This window comes from Streptomyces sp. ACA25 (genome assembly GCF_028200735.1).
Taxonomy (GTDB): Bacteria; Actinomycetota; Actinomycetes; order Streptomycetales; family Streptomycetaceae; genus Streptomyces.
Window position 1 is genome coordinate 226,540 of sequence record NZ_JAQKPV010000009.1, and the last position, 20,187, is coordinate 246,726.

Genomic DNA, 20,187 nt, shown 5'->3' on the forward strand with positions numbered 1-20,187 from the left:
GGGGGGCCGGGCGAAGGGCCGGGCGGGATCAGGCGCGCAGGGCGCGCAGCAGCAGATCAGCCAAGTGGTCGGCGACCTCCCGCGGGGAGAGCGGGCCTTCCCGCCGGTACCAGTTGGACAGGTGGTGGACCGAGCCGAAGTGGTAGTCGACCACCAGGTCGGCGGGGGTCGCCGTGGTGAACACCCCGGCCTCCTGTCCCTCCTCGATCAGAGCCCGGAAACGCTCGTGGTACCGGCGGCGGTCGGCGCGTACCTGCTTCAGCTTCTCCGGGCTCAGCTGGTGCATGGACCGGAAGAAGATGGTGGCGTCGTCGAGGTTCTCGATGGTGGTCACCACCACGTCCGCTGCGGCGTCCCGCAGCCGCTGCTCGACGGGCGCGGCGGAGTCGGCGAAGGCGTCCAGCCGCTCCTGCTGCAGGCGCAGCACCCGGGCGTAGACCTCGTGCAGCAGATCGTCCTTGGAGCCGAAGTAGTGGTAGAGCGCGCCCTTGGTGACCCCGGCCGCGTCGACGATCTCCTGGACGGAGGTCCGCTCGTAGCCGCGCGCGGCGAACAGCCGGGTTGCTGTGGCCATCAGCCGCTGCGGTACTTCCGAGGTGCCCGAAGCCTTGCGTGCCGTGCCGTTGCGCTCCGTGCTTTCGTCCATCACTTCACCTTTCGAGCTTCTGCTGGGCGCGGTTCATCCCGCGGAGCCACCGCTCGGGGTCCGCGGCGCGGGCCGTAGCGTACTCGGCGGCCTCCGGGTGCGGCAGAATCAGGAAGCGGTCCTCGGCGATGCCCTCGTGCAGCGCCTGCGCCACCTGTTCGGCCTCGATCGCGCCGGGCTCCAGCATCGTCCTGCCCATGGCTCCGGCGTTCTCCAGCATGTCGGTCCGCACTCCCTGCGGGCAGATGGCGTGCACGGCGATGCCGCGGTGCCGGTAGGTGACCGAGAGCCACTCGGCGAAGGCGAGCGCCGCGTGCTTGGACACGCTGTAGGGGGCCGAGCCGAGCGCCGTGAGCAGGCCGGCCGCGGAGACGGTGGCCACGAACCGTCCGCTGCCGCGTTCCAGCCAGTCGGGCAGCAGTGCGCGGCTCGCCCGGACATGCGCCATGACGTTGACGTCCCAGGCGGCCTCCCAGACCGCTTCCGGGGCCTCCGGGCCGCCCCGCGGGGCGATTCCGGCATTCGCGCAGAAGATGTCGATCGTTCCGCCGAGTGCTTCCATCGCCTCGGGGACGATGTCGGAGGCGTCGCCGGGGACCGCGATCTGTCCGGTCTCCGCGGCGACGGCACGGGCCTTGTCGGCGTCCAGGTCGTTGATGACCACCCGTGCGCCACGCTCGGCGAAGCTTCTGGCGAGCGCCGCGCCGATGCCTCCGCCCGCTCCCGTGACCACCACTGCCGTGTCCCGCATGCTCTCCATGTTTCCCGGTCTCCTCGCGTAGGCGCCGCAGCCGCGGCTCGGCCGCGCCACCGGTGACGGCGCGCCCGACAGGGCAGACTAACCAGTCGGTATGTGGTTCGGGAAGGGCTGCGTCCCCGTTGACAGGCACCGGAGTCCGGGCCATGCTGAGCAAGCGCTTAGCGTGTGGGCTGAGAGCGGTACGGACACTTCTGCGAGGGAGGCACCTGACAATGGCAGAGCCCCGGGTCTTTGCGTCGGTCGATGAGCTGCGGGCGGCAGCCGGTGAGGAACTGGGCGCCAGCGACTGGCTGGAAGTCGATCAGAAGCGCATCGACCTCTTCGCCGAGGCGACCGGCGACCATCAGTGGATCCACGTCGACCCCGAACGCGCGGCGTCCGGGCCGTTCAAGACCACCATCGCACACGGATACCTGACACTGTCCCTGCTGCCGGCGCTCGTCCCGCAGCTGATCAGCGTCGAGGGCGTCCGGATGGGCCTCAACTACGGGACGAACAAGGTACGGTTCCCCTCCCCCGTGCCGGTGGGTTCGCGGCTGCGTGCCACGGCGCGCATCGCCGAGGTCTCCGAGGTGACCGGAGGGGTGCAGCTGACACTGACCGTCACCGTCGAGCGTGAGGGCGGCGCCAAGCCCGTCTGTGTCGCGGAGAGCGTCAGCCGCTACTACCTCTGACCGGGAGGGCCTCCGGGCGAACAACCGGAGGGGAGCCGGGGGCGGCGCTCGAGGTGCCGCCCCCGGCCGGCGTTCACTCCTCGTCCGGGCGGTCGGACAGCGCGCCGCGGGCCTGACGCAGCGCCTCCTCGGCCTGCTGCCTGCCGTCCTCGCCGCCGAGGGCGCGCACGGTCTCGCCCGCCGCCCCGCCGCCGCGGCGCCGGGCGAGCTGGGGCAGCAGCTGGGCGGTGAGCAGAGTGGAGAGCGCGGACATGTCCGCCGAGCTGCCGTCGGTCTGCACCACCACGGGCTGCGGAGCGTGCTCGGCCAGCGTCGCGGCGACCTCCAGCCGTCGGCGGGCCAGCTCGTAGTCGAGCACCGCGCGGTTGTCCCGGTAGGCGGGAGCCAGCCGCTGCTGGGCCTTGGCCTCGTTCTCCGCGGCGGAGAGCCCGGTCCGCCCGCGGGTCTCGATCTCGAAACGCACCCGCTGTGCCTCGGTCTCCTGCTCCTCGAGCATCTGGGCGACGTCCTTGCGGGCCTGGTTCAGCGCCGCGTTGACCTCGATGACCTTGGCCTCACGGGTCTTCTTGGACCGCTCGATGTCCATGAGCAGGTTGTCGATGCGCCGCTTGCGGGTGAGCTCCCACTCCTGCTCGTAGGCGGTCTTCTCCTTGGCGACCCGCTCCCGGGTGGCCAGGTGCTTCTGATACTGGGTGGGCAGTTGCACGTCGGGGATGTTGCTGCCGGTGATCCGTACCCCGTAGCGCTGCAACTGGCGGTTGAGCAGCTCCTGCATGTCCGCCACGTCGGAGCCGCGCAGGTCGTAGGCCTGCTCGGTGCGGACCTGACGGCCACGCTGCCTGATGGCGTCCTGGACCGCGTTGGAGAGCACCAGGTCGAAATTGCCCGCGCCGATGGTCCGCACGAAGAGAATCGCGTCGGTGATGCGGAACTTCAGGAAGAACTCGATCGACTTCAGTGGCACGTTCTCCCTGGTGGGGCAGGCCACCACCGGTGCGGAGTACGGGATCTCGGTCGAGGTGTCCACCACGAAGTCCACCTGGGACCAGGGGTGCCACAGGTAGTGGCGACCCGGGTCGAGGGCCCCGACGACGGCTCCGTACCGGGTCAGGACACCCGCGGTGCCCTGCTCGATCTCCACGATCGAGGACCGCCACCACCACAGCCCGCCGAGCAGCAGGCAGAGAATTCCGACGAAGAAGGTCGGGACGGCGAGTGCCCGGTAGACGGCCTCGGGGAGCGTGCTCGATTCCTGTGCCTCGTTGATCAGCATCATCACACCGGACAGCAGCGCGAAGAGGCCGAACCACAGCAGCACCGCCCAGCTGGTGCGGCGGGTGTTGCGCGGGATGACGACCGGGACCAGCGCCCCCTTGTCACCGCCCCGGAGGAGCCGGGCGACGTCGCTCCAGGAGGCAAGGGCCTCCTGGATGGTGGATCCGCCGCGGTCGGCAGGCGTCGGCTGGCTCATTCACTGACCTCCTGCTGCGTGCCGGTACCGGAGTCGTCCGGGCCGGTGGCGTCGTTCAGCCGTTCACCGATGGCCTCCTCGGACACCGACTGGCGGATCGCCTCGATGGCCTCGTCCCCGGCCCCTTCGGTGGAGTCGATCTCCGGTGCCGGGACGGTGGTCTGCTCCCTGGCGAGCAGGGCGTCGATCTCCTCCTGGCGGTCCGCGATCCGGGCGGAGATCTCCGTGAGGCGGCTGCGGATGGCGGCCATGTCCTCGTCGGTGAAGAGCTCGGCACCGGTCTCGCCGATGAGTCCGCGGGCGATGCGAGGGAAGTCGACGGTGGCGGATTCCCCGCCGCCGATCTTCAGTACCTGCGGCATCCGCTCGGACACTCCTTCGAGCTTGTCGAGCACATGATGCCGGTAGCGGAAGTTGAGGATCTCCGGAGCCGCGGCGGCGCTGACCGCGCGGATGTCCAGGGCCTGGGCCTCGAGCAGAGCGGCGTTGGCGTTGGCCTCGCTCTCCGCCTCCACGAAGCGCTGCCGGGCCACCGAGCGGGCGCGGTTGGTCTCCCGTTCCAGGGCGGTGTCCATCTGCGCCTGGTACTGGGCGATGTCGGCCTGGATGGAGGAGAGCGTCTCGTTGAGGGTGGCGAGCTCCTTGGTGAGATCGCCCTCGTTGTGCTCCTTGCGCAGCTGGAGCTCGTACTCGTGGGTGTATGCCTCCTTGGCCAGGCGGACCATCTCCGGCGCGGCCAGGTCCATGCGGTACTCCTTGCTGGAGGGCTCCGCATGGGTGATGTTGGCGTTCGTCAGCTCCACGGCCGGGCTGAACTGCTGGTTGAGCTGGTCGAGCAGGCGGTTGGTGTTCTCCCCCACCATGTCGTAGAGGGCCGAGGCCTCCTGGTCGTAGATCAGGCTCCGGGTGGTCTCGCTGACGGCGTTGTTCAGCTTCTCCTCGAAGCCGCGCACCGCTCCGAGCGTGTAGATGAACTCGACCGGGTCATTGATCCGGAACTGCACGAACAGGTCGATGGAGGCCTGCACACCGCTCTTCGTCGGCGCCTCCCGGATCGGGGCGTTGTACGGGTACTCGCGCGTGGTGTTGACGATGTACGAGACGCGCTTCCAGGGGTTCAACAGGGTGACCCGGCCGGGGCCGACCACCTGCTCCAGCTTTCCGAACCGGGTGATCAGCGCCTGGCAGCCGTCCGGCACCATGACCATGCCCTGCCGCCACCACATGAAGGCCGTCGCGGCGAGCACCAGGAGCCAGTAATGGATGCCGAAGACCGGGTCGAGCAGCAGGGTGCCGCCGTCGCCGACCGCGAGCAGGACGGCGCTCGCCACCGCACCGAGACCGATCAGCAGCAGCGCGGGGAGCATCGTGATGAAGGTGCGCCCGCGGGGGATCACCATGGGACAGATGACATGTACGGAGCCGCTGCGGCTCCGCTCCAGCGAGCTGCGGTTGAGCGCCTCCCCGGCGCCGTTCAGCGAGGTCTCCTGCTGCTCGATCCGGGTGCCGACCGAGGCGCCCTGATCCCGGGCGGCCAGGAAGTCCTCGGGATCGCCGCCCATGCCCTCGGCCCGCTCCTGGAGCAATCCGCCGACGGCCTCCCGAGGATCACCGCCCTGGGCGACCGACCTGGCCGCAGTCCGCACGTTGTCCCTCAGCGACATGAGCATCCCCTCCCGGTTTTTCCCGCGTGGCGCGCACTGGTCAGGTCTGATCCCATCAGCCGGCGGCCCGGGGCGCCAGCCGGGGGGCGCGCCTACCGGACCTTGTCACCAGGACGTGACCGGCCGGCCATGCGCAGCGCCAGCTCGGCGTAGAGCGCGCCGATCTCGTCGGGGCTCTGCGAACCGCTGCCGTCGAACCACCTTGCCACATCGATGCACAAAGAGAGCACGGCACGGGCCGTGCCCCGGACGTCGTCGACCCGGAAATCGCCGGTGGCGGCCCCCTCCTCCAGCAGCCCGCGCAGGATCTCGCCGGTCCGCCGCCGCAGGGTGAGAATCTCGGCGTAGTGCTCCTCCCCCAGCGCGGTCAGCTCGTACTGGACCACCCGGGCGGTGGTGTGGCGCTCGGCGTGCCAGCGCACGAAGGAGGAGACCGCGACGGCCAGCCGCTCCGCCGGCCCGCCGGCCCCCTGCGCCGCCTCGGTCAGAATCCGCACCGCCCGCTCGTGGCCGACCAGGCTGATCCGGAAGAGGAGCTCCTCCTTGGTGCGGTAGTGGATGTAGAGCGCCGCAGGACTCATTCCGGCCCGGCCGGCGATGTCCCGGGTGGTGGTGGCGTGGAAGCCACGCTCGGCGAACGCCTCCACAGCCGCCTGCAGCAGCCGCTGGGCCGTGTCCGGGGCCGCCGCCTCCCCGCTGTTCCCCACCGCGCTCTCGGGCCCTTGCTTCGCCGCCATGTGTCACTCGCCCCGCTTCTGTCGACCGGGCGAACACCATACAGGGTCCCTGAGCGGGCGCTTAGCCACCGAGAGCCGCGGACGTCCGGGCGCCTCCCCGCCCGGCAGCGCTCCGCCTCACCCCCGCGGGGGCCGGAAGAGCGCGACCCGGAGACCGCGCCGCCACCGCTCAGAAAGCCGATACTCCCGTCAGCGCCCGCCCGATGAGCAGCTTGTGGATCTGACTGGTGCCCTCGTAGAGGGTCATGACACGGGCATCGCGGAGCAGCTTGCCGACCGGATACTCATCAATGTAGCCGTAACCCCCGAAGACCTGAAGGGCGTTGTTGGCAGCACGCACCGCGGCCTCGCCCGCGTACAGCTTGGCGACGGACGCCTCGGTGTCGAAGGGAAGCCCGCGCTCGATGTGGTCGGCCACCTGCCAGGTGAGCAGCCGGGCGGCGGCGACATCGACGGCGATGTCGGAGATCAGCTCCTGCACGAGCTGGTGACCGGCGATCGGGGTGCCGAACTGCTCCCGCTGCCCCGCGTATCCGACCGCGGCGTCGAGGCAGGCCTGGGCGATGCCCACGCAGCCGGCGGCGACCGACATCCGCCCCTTGGCCAGCGCGGACATGGCGACGGAGAAACCCTTGCCCTCCGGACCGAGCCGGGCGGAGTCCGGCACCCGGACCCCTTCCAGGACCAGCTCCGCGGTTGCCTGGCCACGGAGACCGAGCTTGCCGTGGATCTCGCGGCGGGTCAGCCCCGGGGTGCCGGCCGGGACGAGAAAGGCCGAGACGCCCCGGTGGCCGGGGTCCTCCCCCGTGCGGGCGAAGAGCAGCACCACATCGGCCCAGGTGCCGTTGGTGATGAACATCTTGGTGCCGTCGATGACCCAGTCCCCGGTGGCCCCGTCCGCACGCCGGGCACGGGTGGTGAGGTGTGCGGCGTCGGAGCCGGTGCCCGGCTCGGTGAGGCCGAAGCAGCCGATGGCCTCACCGGAGCACAGGCCCGGCAGCCATTGGTGCTTCTGCTCCTCGCTCCCCCACGCGGCGACGGACTTCGCCACCAGCCCCAGCGACACGGACAGGACACCGCGGACCGCGGAATCGCCCCGCCCCAGCTCCTCCGTCACCAGGCAGTACGAGAGGTGGTCGCCGCCGGACCCGCCGTACTCCTCCGGAATGGTCAGACCGAGGAAACCCAGCTCGCCCAGCTGGGTGACCACGGACCGGTCGATGCTCTCCGCCCGGTCCCACTCCGTGGCGTGCGGAGCGATCTCCCGGTCGACGAACTCCTTGGCCAGCCGGCGGACGGCGGCCTGCTCCTGGGACAGCGCAAGGTCCACGGCGCACCTCTTCGTCTTTCCTCGTCGCACGGTCGGGCGAGCTCTGCCGCGCAAGTTTAACTAGCAGTGCTAGTTTCTGTGGTCGGCTCTACTATGAGTGCCATGGCCCGTCCTCGCAAGCCCCTGCTCACCCGTGACCGGATCGTCGCCACCGCTCTGCGGCTGGTGGACGCGGAAGGTCTGCAGGCGGTCTCCACCCGGCGGCTGGCCGCGGAGCTCGGGGTCAGCGGACCTTCGCTCTACCACCACTTCCGCACCAAGGACGACATCCTGGACGCGGTCGCCGACACGGTCTGCGCGCCTGTCGAGGTGGCCATGTTCGACAACGGCTCCCCCTGGCCGGCCGCGCTGGTGGAGTGGGCCCGGTCCTACCGCGCGGCGCTCCGTGCGCATCCGCACATCGTTCCGTATCTCGCCCAGGGGCCCGGCCGCCGGCCCAGCCAGCTGCGGATGGCGGACGCCGTGTTCGGCGCCATGACCCGGGCGGGCTGGTCCCGGGCACAGGCCACCCACATCGGTGCGGCCATGCGGTACTTCGTGGCCGGGTCGGCCCTCGGCTCGTTCGCCCGCGGCTTCGTCGACGACGCCGCGCTCTACGCCCGGGACTATCCGCACCTCGACCAGGCTCACCTGCTGGCCGAGCATCAGCAGCAGGTGGACGACGGCGCGTTCGAGACCGGCCTGCGCGCCCTGGTGGACGGGCTGATCGCGCAGTACGCCGAGGGACCCGGCCGGACCACGGCGGTCACCCCGGCCCCGGAGCCGTCCGGCCCCTGAGCCCTCCGGCCCGGGCCGGGTGTCCGCGGTGGGCCTGTCCGGCCCGGGCCGGACAGGCCCACCGCGGCACCGGGAGCCGTCAGTCGAAGACGACCAGCGACCGGCCGCCGCGGCCGGCCAGCATCGCCTCGAACGCCGCGGGGATACCGTCCAGGCCGATCCGCTCGGTCACCAGCGCCCCCAGGTCGAACCGCCCGTCCCGGACGTGCCCGGCCAGGACCGGCAGATGCCGGTCGGTGTCGAAGTCGCCGTAGACGCACCCCGACAGCGTCCGTGCGAAGTGGAAGATCTCCAGGGCCGAGAACGTCACCTGCTGGTCCTTGCCGCCGATGCCGACGACCGTGGTCCGCCCGCCGCGCCGGGTGGACTCCCAGGCCGTACGAATGGTCACGGCCCGGCCGACGCACTCCACCGCCACGTCCACGCCCAGCCTGCCGGTGAGCCCGCGGATCTCCTTCGCGGTGCCCTCCGAGGCCACGAGGTAGTCGGTGGCCCCCGCCCCCCGGGCGAGTTGCTCCTTCTCCGGCGCGACATCGACCGCGAAGATGCGGGCCGCGCCCGCGATCCGGGCCGCCTGCAGCACCGCGAGACCGACCCCGCCGACGCCGAAGACGGCCACCGTCTCGCCCGCACGCACCCGGGCGGAGTTGTGCACGGCGCCGTAGCCGGTGAGGGCCGCGCAGCCCAGCAGTGCCGCGTCGACGAGCGGCACTCCCTCCGGAAGCGGCAGCACGGCGCGTTCGGGGACGACGGTCTCCTCGGCGAAGGCGGCGACGCTCAGCCCGGGATAGAGATCGGCTCCCTGAGCTGTGCGGGCGTACGGCCGCGTGGTGGCGGCATTGGCGTTCGCACACAGCCAGGGTTCGGCGAGACGTCCGCAGAACTCGCAGGTCCCGCAGGAGGGCGCCCAGTTGAGCACCACCCGGTCCCCGTCGGTGAAGGAGGTCACTCCCTCACCGACGGAGACCACGGTCCCGGAGCCCTCGTGTCCGAGCACGGCCGGTACGGGCTGACGCAGAGTGCCGTTGGTCAGGGAGAGGTCGGAGTGGCACACCCCGGCGGCGGCGAGACGGACCCGGACCTGGCCCGGCCCGGGCTCCGGGAGTTCGATGTCGGCAAGCTCCAGCGGGGCTCCGACGGCGGGCAGGACAGCGGCGCGGACCATGCGGTGGACTCCTGGGGACGGAGGGGCTGGGACGGAAGAGGTGTCAGAGCTGGAGGGACTTGGTCTGCAGGAACTCGGCCAGCCCGTGGGAGCCGAGCTCCCGGCCCACCCCCGACTGCTTGTAGCCGCCGAAGGGCGCCAGGGGATTGAACCGCCCGCCGTTGATGTCGACCTGGCCGGTCTCCATCCGGCGGGCGAAAGCCACCGCTTCCTCCTCGGACCCGGCCCACACCGCACCGGCCAGTCCGTAGACCGTGCCGTTCGCGATGCGCAGCGCGTCCTCGGTGTCCTGGTACCTCAGCAGGGAGAGCACCGGCCCGAAAATCTCCTCCTGGGCAATCGTCATGTCCGGGCCGACTTCGGCGAAGACAGTGGGCCGGACGTAGTAGCCGGTGGACGGCCCGTCGGGCGCGCCGGGGCCGCCCGCCACCACGGTCGCGCCCTCCTCGGTGCCGCGGACGATGTAGCCGTTGACCCGGTCCCGCTGGGCGGCGTTGACCAGCGGGCCGAGTCGGGTGGTGTCCTGCCGGGGATCTCCGGGAACGTATGTCGCGACCGCCGCGGCGGCCCGTTCCACGGCCTCGTCGTACTGGTCGGTGTGCACCAGCATCCGGGTCCATGCGCTGCAGGTCTGACCGGAGTTGCCCATGACGTTGGCGACGCCCGTCCTGACCGCCCTGGCCAGGTCGGCGGTGGGCAGGATGACATTGGCGGACTTGCCGCCGAGCTCCAGGGCCACCCGCTTGACCGCGCCGCCCGCCGCCGCCCCGATGCGGCGGCCGACAGCGGTGGAGCCGGTGAAGGAGATCAGGTCCAGGTCAGGATGTCCGGCCAGGGCAGCCCCCGCGACCGTGCCGCGGCCGGTGACCAGGTTGAAGACGCCGGCGGGCACCCCGGCCTGCTGGACAGCCTCCGCGAAGAGCTGGGCGACCAGCGGAGTGTCCTCCGCGGGCTTGAGCACGAGCGTGCATCCCGCGGCGAGGGCCGGCGCGGCCTTCGCGACGATCTGGTGGAGCGGGTAGTTCCACGGCGTGATGGCGCCCACCACTCCCACGGGTTCCTGGAACACCCGGGAGTTGCCGACCCGCTCCTCGAAGGGGAACTCCGCGGCGATCCCGGCGTAGCTGCCGGCCACCGCTACGGGCACTCCCGCGTGCACCTTCCGGGAGAAGCCGATCGGCGAGCCCAGCTCGGCGGTGACGGTTTCGGCGATCTCCTCCTGCCGGGCGGCGAGTGCGTCACGCAGCGCCGCGATGCGCGCGGCCCGCTCCCCGGGGGCGGTGGCCGCCCACCCGGGGAGGGCCGCACGGGCCGCTTGCACCGCCGCGTCCACGTCCTCCGCGGTCCCGGCCGGCACCGCCCCGATGACCTGTTCGGTCGCCGGATTCCGTACGTCGATCACATCGGTGCCGACGGCCGGCCGCCAGCCGCCGTCGATGAACATTCCGTCGTGTGGCTGCATACGCACAAACTAGCGCCGCTAGTTTGAGGTGTCAGCAACGAGGGGGGTGCCGTGTCTCACTTCCGGCCCGCCTCCCTCTTCGGGCACCCTCTTCCCGCAGCCCGGCCGAGGGCCCGCCCGGAGCGCCCGCTGCCGGGCGGCCGGGGCCGGTGAGGCCACGGCCGGTGCCGGGGCGGTGACGTACAAGCGGGGGTCGTTCATCGGCCACCTCCGAGGAATCGCCGGCCCTCTGGCCGGGGAGGACACGGGCGACCCGGCGGGCCACCAGGAATCGGGCGGTTGCCCGAAAGATAACCCGAGGGCGTGAACGAGGGGCACGTCCACCGCGCGGATGCGCCCGTGCGCCTCTGCCGCAGCCTCCGCAGCTGTGAGAGCAAGGGGGGATGTCACCACGCCGCGCCCCCAACGATCTGCTGCGCGGGCTCCTGCGAGAGGCCGGCTGGACCCAGGAGCGCCTGGCCCGCGCGGTCAACACCCTGGGCGGTGAGACAGGCCTCGCACTGCGATACGACCGCACGGCTGTCGCCCACTGGCTGGCCGGCACCGAGCCGCGGGCCCCGGTCCCGAGCCTCGTCGCGGAGGCTCTGTCCCGGCGCACCGGGCGGCTCGTCCGCCCGGAGACCGCGGGCTTCGAGGCGGCAACCCCTGAGCCGGGAACTCAGGACCCGGTCGGCCGCTTCCTCGCCCTGTCCCGTTCCACCGCGGATCCCCACTGCCGCGAGCCGCTCCAGCGGCCCTACCGGGCCCTCGACGCGGCAGTGCCCGCACTCCCCGCTCGGCAGCCGGCGCGGCAACCCGGCGGCGGGCCCGTCCCCCACCGCGAGACCGTCCTCGCCCTGCACGACACCGCCCGGCGCTTCGCCGCCTCGTTCAACGCTCACGGCGGCCGGCCCGACCGGAGCACGCTCTCCGCCCACCTTGCCGGTGAGGTGTTCCCGCTGCTGCGCTCCCCCGGACTCGGGCCGGTGCGCCGCGAGCTGATGACGGCTGCCTCCCGGCTGGCCTTCCTGCTCGCCCGGATGTACCAGGACGGGCTGCGGCAGGGGCTTGCCCAGCAGTACTTCACCTGCGCCCACCTGCTGGCCGCGGAGGCCGGGGACCGGCAGACCTGGAGCGTGGTGCTGCGGGCGATGAGCACCCAGGCGGAGCGGCTCGGCCAGCTGCCCTCCGCCCTCCGGCTCGCCGAGGCCGCAGCAGGGGCCGCGCCGGCCCGGCCCCCGGCCCAGCAGGCTTACGTACAGGCGCAGCTCGCCGTCGTCCTGGGCCGGGTCGGTGACCGGCGCGGTGCCCTGGCCGCGATCTCCGGCGCGGAACATGCCACCGAGCGGGCGAGCGGTGCCGCCGGCCCGTTCGCCGCCTACCCGGAGGCGGCTCTGCACTTCCAGGTCTCGCGCGCCCTCGATGCGCTGGGGGACATGTCCGGCGCCTTGGCCGCGCTGCACCGGTCCACCGCGGCCCGGGCGGACACCGACGTGCGGGGGCGGGCGCTGACCCACGCACGGTCCGCGGAACTGCTCCTGCGCACCGGCCGTCTGGACGAGGCGTGCGCCGCCTGGCTGCGCTTGACGCACAGCCCGGTGGGGCTGCGCTCCGGGGAGGTGGAGGACGCCCTGCGCCGGATGTGCCGGATGCTGCACCCGCACCGCAGGCGCCGGGGGGTGGCCGGGCTGCTGGCCCGTGCCCGGGCACGGGCGGAACGGGTACCCGGCGGGGGCTGCTGACCGGGTGCCCGGCCGCTCCCCGGCCGCGCTGAGCGGGTGAGGCCGGCGGCCCGGCCTCACCCTCGGGATCACCGCGGACCTCCTCGTCACTGCCGGTCGAGCACGTCGGCCAGGTAGGTGCGCAGCAGCGCCCGGGTCTCGGCGATGAGCGCCTGGTCGCCCTCCGGGTCGGTGCGGAACGCGAGACCCAGCAGCGCGTCAGCCGCGTGCACGCCGACCAGGCAGGCCAGCGCGAGCCGGCCACCGGACGGGTCCCGTCCCAGGTGGCCCGTCAGCAGGCCGTGCAACTGCTCGGCGACCCGCCGGTTGACCTCTCCGGTGTCCCGGCCGTCCGGCGGCCCGAAGTCGAGAAGGATGAAGCCGGGTACGGTGCGCTTCATGTCGACGTACGTGTCGAAGCACACGTCGAGCCCGGCACGCCAGCCGTCGCCGGGAAGCCCTCGCAGCCGGTTCTCCACCTGTGCGGTGTAAGCGTCCAGGTTGCGCCGGGCGAGGGCTTCGGCCATGGCCCGCTTGTCCGCGAAGAAGCGGTACACCGAACCGATCGGAACGTCCGCCCGGACGGCGACCCCCCGCGTGGTCAGAGCCTCGTATCCGCTCTCGTCCAGAACCCGGGCGCAGGCGTCCAGGATCCGGTCGAGCCGGTCGGCGCTGCGCTGCTGCACGGGTCTCCGGCGCAAGGAGGATGAAGGGCTCTGCACGGGTCCATCCTGCCCGGTCAGCCGAGGAAGAGCAGCGTCAGGCCACCCAGGGTGTAGCACATCATCAGCACGAGCAGCGGAATCTGACCGGCGAGAGCCCGCTCGGCCGGGAAGTGACGCACCGCCCGGTCGTGGGCGGCGACCACTCCCCCGACATGGCCGAGCACGATCGCCAGGACCTGCGTCGCGGCAACCGTGCCGGCGCCCGGAAGCGCGGCGGACGCCGGGACAGCAGTGCCGGCGCCGGTGGCGAACGGGTCGGCGAGCAGCACGACGGTGCGCGGGGCCTCGGACAGCAGCAGCGTGAGGTAGTGCGCGATCAGGTACCCGACCGCGACCGGGACCAGGGCGTGGGCGAACAGGCCCGGCAGGTCGCCGGTCCGTCCGGCGATCCGCCGGGCGGCCGTGGTGCACGCGCCGTGCACCAGCGCGACCAGGGCGATGGTGGCCAGCAGGCCGAGCGTGCGGATCAGCGTGGGGTCCAGTGGGCCGGACTGCACGGTCCGCACCCACAGCGGCGCACTGGTGAAGCCGTCGTAGCCGGTGGCGCCGAGCAGCACACAGACGGTCGCGGTCAGTCCGGGGACGCGGGGAATGGCGTCGAGTCCGTGGAACGGGAGGCGCAGCACCAGCCGGCCGTCGTGGCGGCGGCCGAGCGGGGCGAGGCTGCCGATGAGGGCGGAGTAGACGGTGAAGGCGTCGCAGCGGTCGAACCATCGGTCGCCGTAGCGGGCCGCTCCGGCGAGCTGGGCGAGGCTGTAGCCCACCAGGAACGCCGCGACGGTGGCCGGTGCGGTGGCGTCCGGGGAGGCCAGCTCGGTCCAGGCGTAGGCGAGCAGCCCTGCGGCAGCGGGCCAGTGGCCGAGCCCGTCCGGCAGTTCCCGGCGGCCCGCGGAGGCGTCCCGTCCCGTGGCGCGGCAGGCCAGGGCGTGCAGGGTGCGCAACGGGTCGAGCAGCCGCCATACCGGGCCGAGCAGCAGCGACACGGGGACGAGGCCGGCCCAGAGCACCGCGTACAGCAGTCCCGGGGCGGGGTTCGCCTGCGGGTCGGGGCTGCCGAAGAGGGCTGCGGCCAGTGTGAGGAGGTAGGCGGCCAGGCCGAGGGCGCGCAGCAGCTTGCGGGTGAGAGGGGCGTCCGCCGCGCGCTGGAGGGCCGGCGGCAGGGGGCGTCCGGCCAGGTCTCCACGGAACCGCGAGCGGGACCACAGGAGGCCGAGCGCCAGGAAGGAGACCAGCAGGGCGGCGAAAGCACCGGCGAAGGCGTAGAACGGGGAGAGCGGCAGGTCGTGCTGTCCGCCGATGCCGTGGGCGATCGGCGTCACCGTACTTCCAGCTGGGTGAGGACGAGGCCGCTGCCGTGCGTCTCGACCTCGAACAGCCCGGTCCGGTCGGCGGTGAAGAAGAGCGTGGTCCGCTCGCCGGGGTGCAGTTCGGCGAGCCGGTCGTAGCCGTGCACGTGCACCTCGTCCGCGGTGTCTCCCGTCACGTGCAGCGTGACCTCGGCGCCCCGCGGCACAGCGGTCCGGCCGGGAGGCGGCTCGACGGTACGGCCGCTGACGGTGATCTCCATGGTGACGGAGCCCGGCCCGCCGGAGCCGGTGGCCGGCTCCGGCCCACCTGAGTCGCCGCCGCACCCGACGGCTGCCAGGCCCGCTGCGCACAGCAGGCCGGCGACGGCGACCGGACGGCGGCGGACGCCGCGCCGCACGCGTGAACCCGTCCTCCGGCGGGCCGGGTTCACGCGCCGGACACGGCGGGCTCGCGCTGCTCCGCGGCGGGCCCGGAGCGTGGAGCGGACGGTTCACGGGCGGCGACGACGACCGCCCAGACAACCCAGACCAGGCCCAGGAGAAGCTGCAGCCAGGCCGGGCTCACCGGCAGCCAGGGCACCAGCAGCACGGACTTGTCGAAGGCGTCGAGCAGGGCGAGACCACCGAGCGCGAGGGTCGTCCAGGCGAAAGCGGGCCGTGTCCCGCGCAGCGCCAGGCCGGTGCCCGTCCACCACAGGCCGAGCAGCAGGAGGGCCAGCGGTACCACGGCGGTGTGGGCCCAGGAGCCGGTCGCCCCGACGACGTTCAGCACCAGACCCGCGGCGCCGAGGGCGGCCGCCGTCGCCGCGGTCCGGCTGTGCCGCAGACGGCGCCGCCACAGCATGCCGCCGACCGCGGCCAGGAGGACGCTGACGGCGAGCGCGAGCTGGGTCTCCACACGTTCGATGCCGCGGGCGCCGTACCAGTCGCAGCCGGCCGGCACGGTGGCGGTGCCGATGTCGTAGCCGGCGCAGACCAGTTGGTGGGCCATCTTGGCCGGCTCGCCGATCAGCCGGTGGGAGCTGCCGGACACCTCCGTGGGGCCGTCCCCGCAGACCGGGAGTACCGGAGGGTTGCTGCTGCCGGTGCCGGACTGCCAGCAGTTGTTCCGTCCCTGGCCGTCCCACCAGGCGTCGAGCCGGTTGGGGCGGGCCTCGCCGTCCGGGGTCAGGCCGAGGACGTTGTCGTCGTAGCGGTTGCGGTGCGAGGTGTCGGCCTGCTTGCCGAGCGCGGTCTCCTCCCGGAGGAACGCGGGTGCGGAAGTGAGGTAGAACCCGGTGCGCTGGTGTCCGTACACATGGTTGCCGCGGAACAGGTTCCAGTTGCCTCCGGCGGTGATGATGCCGGTGCCGGGCGGCATGGAGACCGCCGGACAGACCACTCCGTCCTCGTAGCCCCGCTCCGCGACCGGCAGGGAGCAGGTGCCGTCCCGGACGTGACCGTAGTAGTTCTGGTTGTTGGTGTGGATCAGGTTGTTCTCGAACAGCGCGTGGTTCTGCGGCAGGCCGGGGTGTCCGGGGAAGACGCTGTCCATGGAGGCACCGGCCTGGTTGTGGTCGAACTCGTTGCCGTGCACCCACACGGAGTTACCCGCGGTGCCGGAATAGCCCACCATGTTGTGGTGGGACCGGCAGCCGGTGATCTCGATCGCGTAGCGCTCCACCTCGTATCCGTCGACTCCGGCGTTGATGTCGGAGGCGCTTCCCGGGTAGATGCCGGAGTCGCCGTTGCCGTATGCCTCGCAGCCGGTGTAGAGGCCGTTGTCGCTGGCGAAGGTGAGGAATCCGTACTCCTCGTTCCACCGGCCGGTCGCCCGGTCGATCACGAAGCCGTCGGTGGCCAGGATGTAGACCGCGTTGAACAGGGTCCGCTGGGCGGTGAGGTTGCGGAGGTAGATTCCGTGGGCCAGGTCGGCCCGGATCGCGTTGAGCTTGGTGTACCCGGCGTCGATGACGACGTCCTCGGGGCCGGCTCCGGTGCCCTCGATCTGCAGGTCCTCGATTCCGAGAACGGCGACCAGATTCTGGTTGTGCGGGCACTGGAGCTGCTGTTCCCAGGTCAGCACCTGGTACTCGGTCACCCCGAACCGGGAAGTGGGGGCGTCGAGTTCGGCGCAGGCGCCGGTGGGCTCGGCCCGGTAGGGCTCCTCGTGGTACTCCCCCGGCAGCAGCGCGATGGTCGTCCCCGGCTCCTCGACGGCGTTCACCGCCTCCTGGAGATGCCGGAATCCCTCCTCCGTACAGCGCGCGAAGAGCTGCTCGTTCCGTTCGCGCAGCGGAGCCGGGAAACCCGCGATCCGGTCGGCGAAGTCGCCCGGATCGGTCTTGCACACCAGGAGGTCGGGATCCTCCTCCCGGTACTGCGGTACGCCGTGCGTGCCGTCGGGAAAGTCCACCTCCCGTTCGTCGTGGGCAAGTGCGGGAGTGGCGCCGGTCAGGACGGCGGTCAGTGCGGCCAGAACGGTGAGGACCCTCCGGAGGCTCAGCATGCGCCGAGAGTAGAGCAATGTTCATCTTTTGTGATCCCCGCGCGCACCGAAAGAAGATTCGCCCGGATCACCCGGCCGCCAAAGGAGAAATGCAACCGGAAGGCGGGCCGCTCCGTCGGAGTCGTTGACGCGCCCCGTATTCATTCCTATGGTTCAGTACAGGATTAGTTGAGCGGCGGGAGCTACCGACATGAGCAGCGAGCACCCCGGGAAGCCTGCGTATTCTCCGGGCTTCGGGAACGAGCACAGCAGCGAGGCCGTCCCCGGCGCGCTCCCGGTCGGGCAGAATTCGCCGCAGCGCCCTCCGCTGGCGCTGTACGCCGAGCAGGTGAGCGGCAGCGCCTTCACCGAACCCCGGGCACAGAACCGGCGCTCGTGGCTCTACCGCATCCGGCCCTCCGCGGTGCATCCTCCGTTCGCCCGGATCGCCAACGGAGGGCTGCGCGGCGCGCCGTTCACGGAGACCGAGCCCGACCCCAACCGGCTGCGCTGGGACCCACTGCCCGAGCCCGCGCCGGACACCGATTTCATCACCGGGCTCCGGACCCTGGGCGGAAACGGCGACATCCGGCAGCGCAGCGGCCTGGCCATCCATCTCTACGCCGCCAACACCTCCATGCGGGACCGGGTGTTCAGCAACTCCGACGGTGAGCTGCTGATCGTCCCGGAGCACGGCACGCTGCAGTTGCACACCGAGTTCGGGATCATCCGGGCGACCCCGGGTGACATCGCGCTGATCCCCCGCGGGGTGCGCTTCCGCGCGGACCTGCCGGACGGCACCGCCCGGGGATACGTCTGCGAGAACTACGGACGTCCGTTCGTGCTGCCGGACCTCGGCCCGGTCGGCGCGAACGGGCTGGCCAACGCCCGCGACTTCCTGGCGCCGTCAGCCGCTTACGAGGACATCGAACGGCCCGTGGAGGTGATCAACAAATTCTGCGGGAACCTCTGGGCGGCCACCTACGGCCACTCGCCGCTGGACGTCGTCGCCTGGCACGGCACCCACGTGCCCTACCTCTACGACCTGCGACGCTTCAACGTGCTGGGGAGCATCAGCTACGACCACCCCGACCCCTCGATCTTCACGGTGCTCACCTCGCCCTCCGACACCCCGGGGCTGGCCGGCATCGACTTCGTGGTCTTCGCTCCCCGCTGGCTGGTCGGCGAGGACACCTTTCGCCCGCCGTACTTCCACCGCAACGTGATGAGCGAGTACATGGGCCTGATCAGCGGCTCCTACGACGCCAAGGCCGAGGGCTTCCGCCCCGGCGGCGGCTCGCTGCACAACATGATGTCGGCGCACGGCCCCGACCGGGAGACCTTCGACCGGGCAAGCGCCGCCGACCTCGTGCCGCAGAAGACCGACGACGGCCTCGCCTTCATGTTCGAAACCCGCTGGCCGGTGACCCTCACCGAGCAGGCGCGCTCCGGTGGACAGCTGCAGCACGGGTACGACCAGGTGTGGGATGGTCTTGCACGCAACTTCAGTCTCTGAAGCCATCTCCTCGCCTCGTCGTCCGGAGGGCCAGCCGTGACCGTTTTCGCTCCCGACTCACTCGAGCTGAACCGGAAGCTGCCGCTCTGGTATCAGGTGTCGCAGTCCTTGCGAGCTTCCATACTCGGCCGTGCCCGGGAGGCACCCCTGCGCCTGCCGACCGAGGAACAGCTCGCCGAGCACTACGGGGTGAGCGTCCTGACCATGCGGCAGGCCCTCAAGGAGCTGGAGACCGAAGGGCTGATCAGCCGGCACCGCCGCCGGGGGACCTTCATCGAACCGGACGTCCGCCGCGGGGCGCCGGTACGGCTGCTGGGCTCCGTGGACGCCATCGTGGCCCAGCAGTCCGGAGACGTGACGACGCTGCTCGGCCACGGGCCCGTGCCGGTGCCCCCCGAGCTCGCCGAGTATTTTCCCGGGCTCTCCGAGGTCATCAGCTTCCGCCGGCTGCGCTGCGACCGGACCAGCGGCGAACCCTCCAACTGGGCGGAGAACCTGCTCCCCGCGGAGGTGGCGGAGCGCCTCGACCCGGCGGACCTGAAGCGCTGGCCGATGACGAAGATACTGCGGGACCGCGCCGGCGTGACCGTCACCAGGATCGCGAACACGGTGCAGGCGCGGCTCGCCGATCCGCAGACGACCCAGCTCCTCGACGTGCCGTTGCTCAGTCCCATCCTGCACTGCACGGGCATCGCCTACGACGAGAAGGACCGCGCGGTGGATGTGGTGCGGATCCACTACCGGGGCGACCGATTCTCCTTCGCCGTGTCCGTGGACGCCGCCCCGCAGTGAAAAGAAGGGCGGCGACCCCGGTCACGTCGTCGTACCGGCCGGTCAGCCGCGCCCGCCGAACAGTGTGCGGCGCAGTCGCCGCAGCGGAGCGAACAGCAGAACCTGCGCTCCCCTCGCGGCGGCGGTGCGCTGTGTGTCACGCCTGGTCAGCTCACGCATCAGCATGGTCGCCTCGTCGGCTTCACGCTGGGGCACGGCCGGGCCGGAGAGCACGCTGAGGTGACGGTCCAGCCGCGAACCGGAGGAACCGCTCCCGCAGTTGACAGCAGGCACTCGGGGCCTGCTGCGCGCTGTTATCTGCTCCATGACTCTCCCACCCGTACGAGGGCACCCGGTGCGGGCACAGTAACCCTAACGCCCGGACGCAACCCATGGGTATTCCGGCCTCTGTAATCAGCCTGCCCACAACGGTGTTGGCCCATACTCCGGCCCTCGCGAGCACCGGGTCGCGGCTCGGTCCTACTCCTTGAGGAGAGCCCTCACCAGACGGCCGAAGAGCAGGCGCCCCGACCAGGCCACGGGCGCGTCGAACAGCCGCAAGGGCTTCCGCACCCGTACGTCCTCGCTCCATACGACCTGTGACCGGCCGTTACGGGAGGACACCTCGATGTCCGCCCACCCCTCGACCACCGAGCCGCGCTTCTCCAGTCGGCACGTGCCCGGACGATCGCCCAGGGGCGGGTCCCAGCGCACGACCTCCATCGGATCGTCGAACGCGAGCCGGCCGATCCCGGTGCGTGCCACGACCAGTGTGCCCGGGCGCGTCGGCCCGGGCGGCTCGACGGTGACCTCGGTCAGCGGTACGTGGGCGCCGTGCCGCGGCCAGTCCGTGAGCCGCTGCCATGCCTCGGCCGGGGACAGTGACGACTGACGCGCCACGCGGAAATGAGCCACCACGTGATCGTAGGCCAGGGATCCGCAGGTAGTGCCGTGCCCCGTCCCGACACGCCTGACAGGCCGCCCGCGCGGGTCGGACCGGTGCGGTGCTGACGTC

At 71.8% G+C, this 20,187-nt stretch carries 19 protein-coding genes; 5 read left to right on the forward strand and 14 right to left on the reverse strand.

The features are described from left to right. Positions 1–28 precede the first annotated feature (28 nt). Both PJ985_RS16055 and PJ985_RS16060 read right to left on the reverse strand, forming a co-directional pair. Positions 29–646 (reverse strand): TetR/AcrR family transcriptional regulator, encoded by a 618-nt coding sequence (locus tag PJ985_RS16055; protein ID WP_271684447.1) that lies wholly within the window; start codon positions 644–646, stop codon positions 29–31. A 4-nt stretch (positions 647–650) separates the two neighbouring features. Then, positions 651–1,406, reverse strand: coding sequence for an SDR family NAD(P)-dependent oxidoreductase (locus PJ985_RS16060; RefSeq protein ID WP_271684448.1), 756 nt, complete (start codon positions 1,404–1,406; stop codon positions 651–653). 212 nt (positions 1,407–1,618) lie between these two features. On the opposite strand from PJ985_RS16060, the gene PJ985_RS16065 reads away from it, so the two are divergent. Continuing rightward, positions 1,619–2,080 carry a MaoC family dehydratase gene (locus PJ985_RS16065; protein WP_271684449.1) on the forward strand — a complete coding sequence of 154 codons (462 nt, stop codon included), beginning with the start codon at positions 1,619–1,621 and terminating at the stop codon, positions 2,078–2,080. A 73-nt stretch (positions 2,081–2,153) separates the two neighbouring features. On the opposite strand, the gene PJ985_RS16070 is transcribed toward PJ985_RS16065, so the two are convergent. The 4 genes from PJ985_RS16070 to PJ985_RS16085 all read right to left on the reverse strand — a co-directional run bounded on the left by PJ985_RS16070 (position 2,154) and on the right by PJ985_RS16085 (position 7,282). Further along, positions 2,154–3,551 (reverse strand): SPFH domain-containing protein, encoded by a 1,398-nt coding sequence (locus PJ985_RS16070; protein ID WP_271684450.1) that lies wholly within the window; start codon positions 3,549–3,551, stop codon positions 2,154–2,156. Continuing rightward, the gene (locus PJ985_RS16075; RefSeq protein ID WP_271684451.1) at positions 3,548–5,215 is read right to left on the reverse strand and encodes an SPFH domain-containing protein; all 1,668 of its coding nucleotides are present in this window, start codon (positions 5,213–5,215) and stop codon (positions 3,548–3,550) included. The genes PJ985_RS16070 and PJ985_RS16075 overlap by 4 nt, the downstream gene beginning before the upstream one ends. A gap of 92 nt (positions 5,216–5,307) precedes the next feature. Further along, positions 5,308–5,952, reverse strand: coding sequence for a TetR/AcrR family transcriptional regulator (locus PJ985_RS16080; RefSeq protein WP_271684452.1), 645 nt, complete (start codon positions 5,950–5,952; stop codon positions 5,308–5,310). Between the two features lie 169 nt (positions 5,953–6,121). After that, the gene (locus tag PJ985_RS16085) at positions 6,122–7,282 is read right to left on the reverse strand and encodes an acyl-CoA dehydrogenase family protein (protein ID WP_271684453.1); all 1,161 of its coding nucleotides are present in this window, start codon (positions 7,280–7,282) and stop codon (positions 6,122–6,124) included. 102 nt (positions 7,283–7,384) lie between these two features. On the opposite strand from PJ985_RS16085, the gene PJ985_RS16090 reads away from it, so the two are divergent. Then, positions 7,385–8,059, forward strand: coding sequence for a TetR/AcrR family transcriptional regulator (locus tag PJ985_RS16090; RefSeq protein WP_271684454.1), 675 nt, complete (start codon positions 7,385–7,387; stop codon positions 8,057–8,059). A 79-nt stretch (positions 8,060–8,138) separates the two neighbouring features. On the opposite strand, the gene PJ985_RS16095 is transcribed toward PJ985_RS16090, so the two are convergent. After that, positions 8,139–9,224, reverse strand: coding sequence for an alcohol dehydrogenase catalytic domain-containing protein (locus tag PJ985_RS16095; protein WP_271684455.1), 1,086 nt, complete (start codon positions 9,222–9,224; stop codon positions 8,139–8,141). Positions 9,225–9,267: 43 nt separating this feature from the next. Next, positions 9,268–10,686 (reverse strand): aldehyde dehydrogenase family protein, encoded by a 1,419-nt coding sequence (locus PJ985_RS16100; protein ID WP_271684456.1) that lies wholly within the window; start codon positions 10,684–10,686, stop codon positions 9,268–9,270. Between the two features lie 383 nt (positions 10,687–11,069). On the opposite strand from PJ985_RS16100, the gene PJ985_RS16105 reads away from it, so the two are divergent. After that, the gene (locus tag PJ985_RS16105) at positions 11,070–12,407 is read left to right on the forward strand and encodes a hypothetical protein (protein WP_271684457.1); all 1,338 of its coding nucleotides are present in this window, start codon (positions 11,070–11,072) and stop codon (positions 12,405–12,407) included. Between the two features lie 86 nt (positions 12,408–12,493). Here PJ985_RS16105 and PJ985_RS16110 read toward each other — a convergent pair whose 3' ends face one another. The 4 genes from PJ985_RS16110 to PJ985_RS16125 are packed head-to-tail and all read right to left on the reverse strand — an operon-like array spanning position 12,494 to position 16,906. Beyond that, positions 12,494–13,072, reverse strand: coding sequence for a TetR/AcrR family transcriptional regulator (locus PJ985_RS16110; protein WP_271684458.1), 579 nt, complete (start codon positions 13,070–13,072; stop codon positions 12,494–12,496). Positions 13,073–13,125: 53 nt separating this feature from the next. Then, positions 13,126–14,430, reverse strand: coding sequence for a hypothetical protein (locus PJ985_RS16115; protein WP_271684459.1), 1,305 nt, complete (start codon positions 14,428–14,430; stop codon positions 13,126–13,128). Continuing rightward, the gene (locus PJ985_RS16120) at positions 14,427–14,816 is read right to left on the reverse strand and encodes a hypothetical protein (RefSeq protein WP_271684460.1); all 390 of its coding nucleotides are present in this window, start codon (positions 14,814–14,816) and stop codon (positions 14,427–14,429) included. Before PJ985_RS16120 ends, PJ985_RS16115 begins: the two co-directional genes overlap by 4 nt. Before the next feature lie 29 nt (positions 14,817–14,845). Continuing rightward, positions 14,846–16,906 carry a right-handed parallel beta-helix repeat-containing protein gene (locus tag PJ985_RS16125; protein ID WP_271684461.1) on the reverse strand — a complete coding sequence of 687 codons (2,061 nt, stop codon included), beginning with the start codon at positions 16,904–16,906 and terminating at the stop codon, positions 14,846–14,848. A gap of 190 nt (positions 16,907–17,096) precedes the next feature. Here PJ985_RS16125 and hmgA point away from each other — a divergent pair, with 190 nt between their 5' ends. Both hmgA and PJ985_RS16135 read left to right on the forward strand, forming a co-directional pair. Further along, positions 17,097–18,401, forward strand: coding sequence for a homogentisate 1,2-dioxygenase (gene hmgA / locus PJ985_RS16130; protein ID WP_271684462.1), 1,305 nt, complete (start codon positions 17,097–17,099; stop codon positions 18,399–18,401). Between the two features lie 36 nt (positions 18,402–18,437). Next, entirely contained in the window at positions 18,438–19,193 is a 756-nt protein-coding gene (locus PJ985_RS16135) for a GntR family transcriptional regulator (RefSeq protein ID WP_271684463.1), read from the forward strand. A 42-nt stretch (positions 19,194–19,235) separates the two neighbouring features. Here PJ985_RS16135 and PJ985_RS16140 read toward each other — a convergent pair whose 3' ends face one another. Next, a complete protein-coding gene (locus PJ985_RS16140; protein WP_271684464.1) occupies positions 19,236–19,499 on the reverse strand; it encodes a hypothetical protein in 264 nt (87 codons plus the stop codon). A gap of 153 nt (positions 19,500–19,652) precedes the next feature. Beyond that, a complete protein-coding gene (locus tag PJ985_RS16145; RefSeq protein WP_271684465.1) occupies positions 19,653–20,087 on the reverse strand; it encodes an SRPBCC family protein in 435 nt (144 codons plus the stop codon). Positions 20,088–20,187: the final 100 nt, after the last annotated feature.

Bases quoted from the DNA above. Each gene is read 5' to 3' on its own strand.
- PJ985_RS16055 (WP_271684447.1), bottom strand. From the start codon at position 646: ATGGACGAAAGCACGGAGCGCAACGGCACGGCACGCAAGGCTTCGGGC.
- PJ985_RS16060 (WP_271684448.1), bottom strand. From the start codon at position 1,406: ATGGAGAGCATGCGGGACACGGCAGTGGTGGTCACGGGAGCGGGCGGA.
- PJ985_RS16065 (WP_271684449.1), top strand. From the start codon at position 1,619: ATGGCAGAGCCCCGGGTCTTTGCGTCGGTCGATGAGCTGCGGGCGGCA.
- PJ985_RS16070 (WP_271684450.1), bottom strand. From the start codon at position 3,551: ATGAGCCAGCCGACGCCTGCCGACCGCGGCGGATCCACCATCCAGGAG.
- PJ985_RS16075 (WP_271684451.1), bottom strand. From the start codon at position 5,215: ATGTCGCTGAGGGACAACGTGCGGACTGCGGCCAGGTCGGTCGCCCAG.
- PJ985_RS16080 (WP_271684452.1), bottom strand. From the start codon at position 5,952: ATGGCGGCGAAGCAAGGGCCCGAGAGCGCGGTGGGGAACAGCGGGGAG.
- PJ985_RS16090 (WP_271684454.1), top strand. From the start codon at position 7,385: ATGGCCCGTCCTCGCAAGCCCCTGCTCACCCGTGACCGGATCGTCGCC.
- PJ985_RS16095 (WP_271684455.1), bottom strand. From the start codon at position 9,224: ATGGTCCGCGCCGCTGTCCTGCCCGCCGTCGGAGCCCCGCTGGAGCTT.
- PJ985_RS16100 (WP_271684456.1), bottom strand. From the start codon at position 10,686: ATGCAGCCACACGACGGAATGTTCATCGACGGCGGCTGGCGGCCGGCC.
- PJ985_RS16105 (WP_271684457.1), top strand. From the start codon at position 11,070: ATGTCACCACGCCGCGCCCCCAACGATCTGCTGCGCGGGCTCCTGCGA.
- PJ985_RS16125 (WP_271684461.1), bottom strand. From the start codon at position 16,906: ATGCTGAGCCTCCGGAGGGTCCTCACCGTTCTGGCCGCACTGACCGCC.
- hmgA (WP_271684462.1), top strand. From the start codon at position 17,097: ATGAGCAGCGAGCACCCCGGGAAGCCTGCGTATTCTCCGGGCTTCGGG.
- PJ985_RS16140 (WP_271684464.1), bottom strand. From the start codon at position 19,499: ATGGAGCAGATAACAGCGCGCAGCAGGCCCCGAGTGCCTGCTGTCAAC.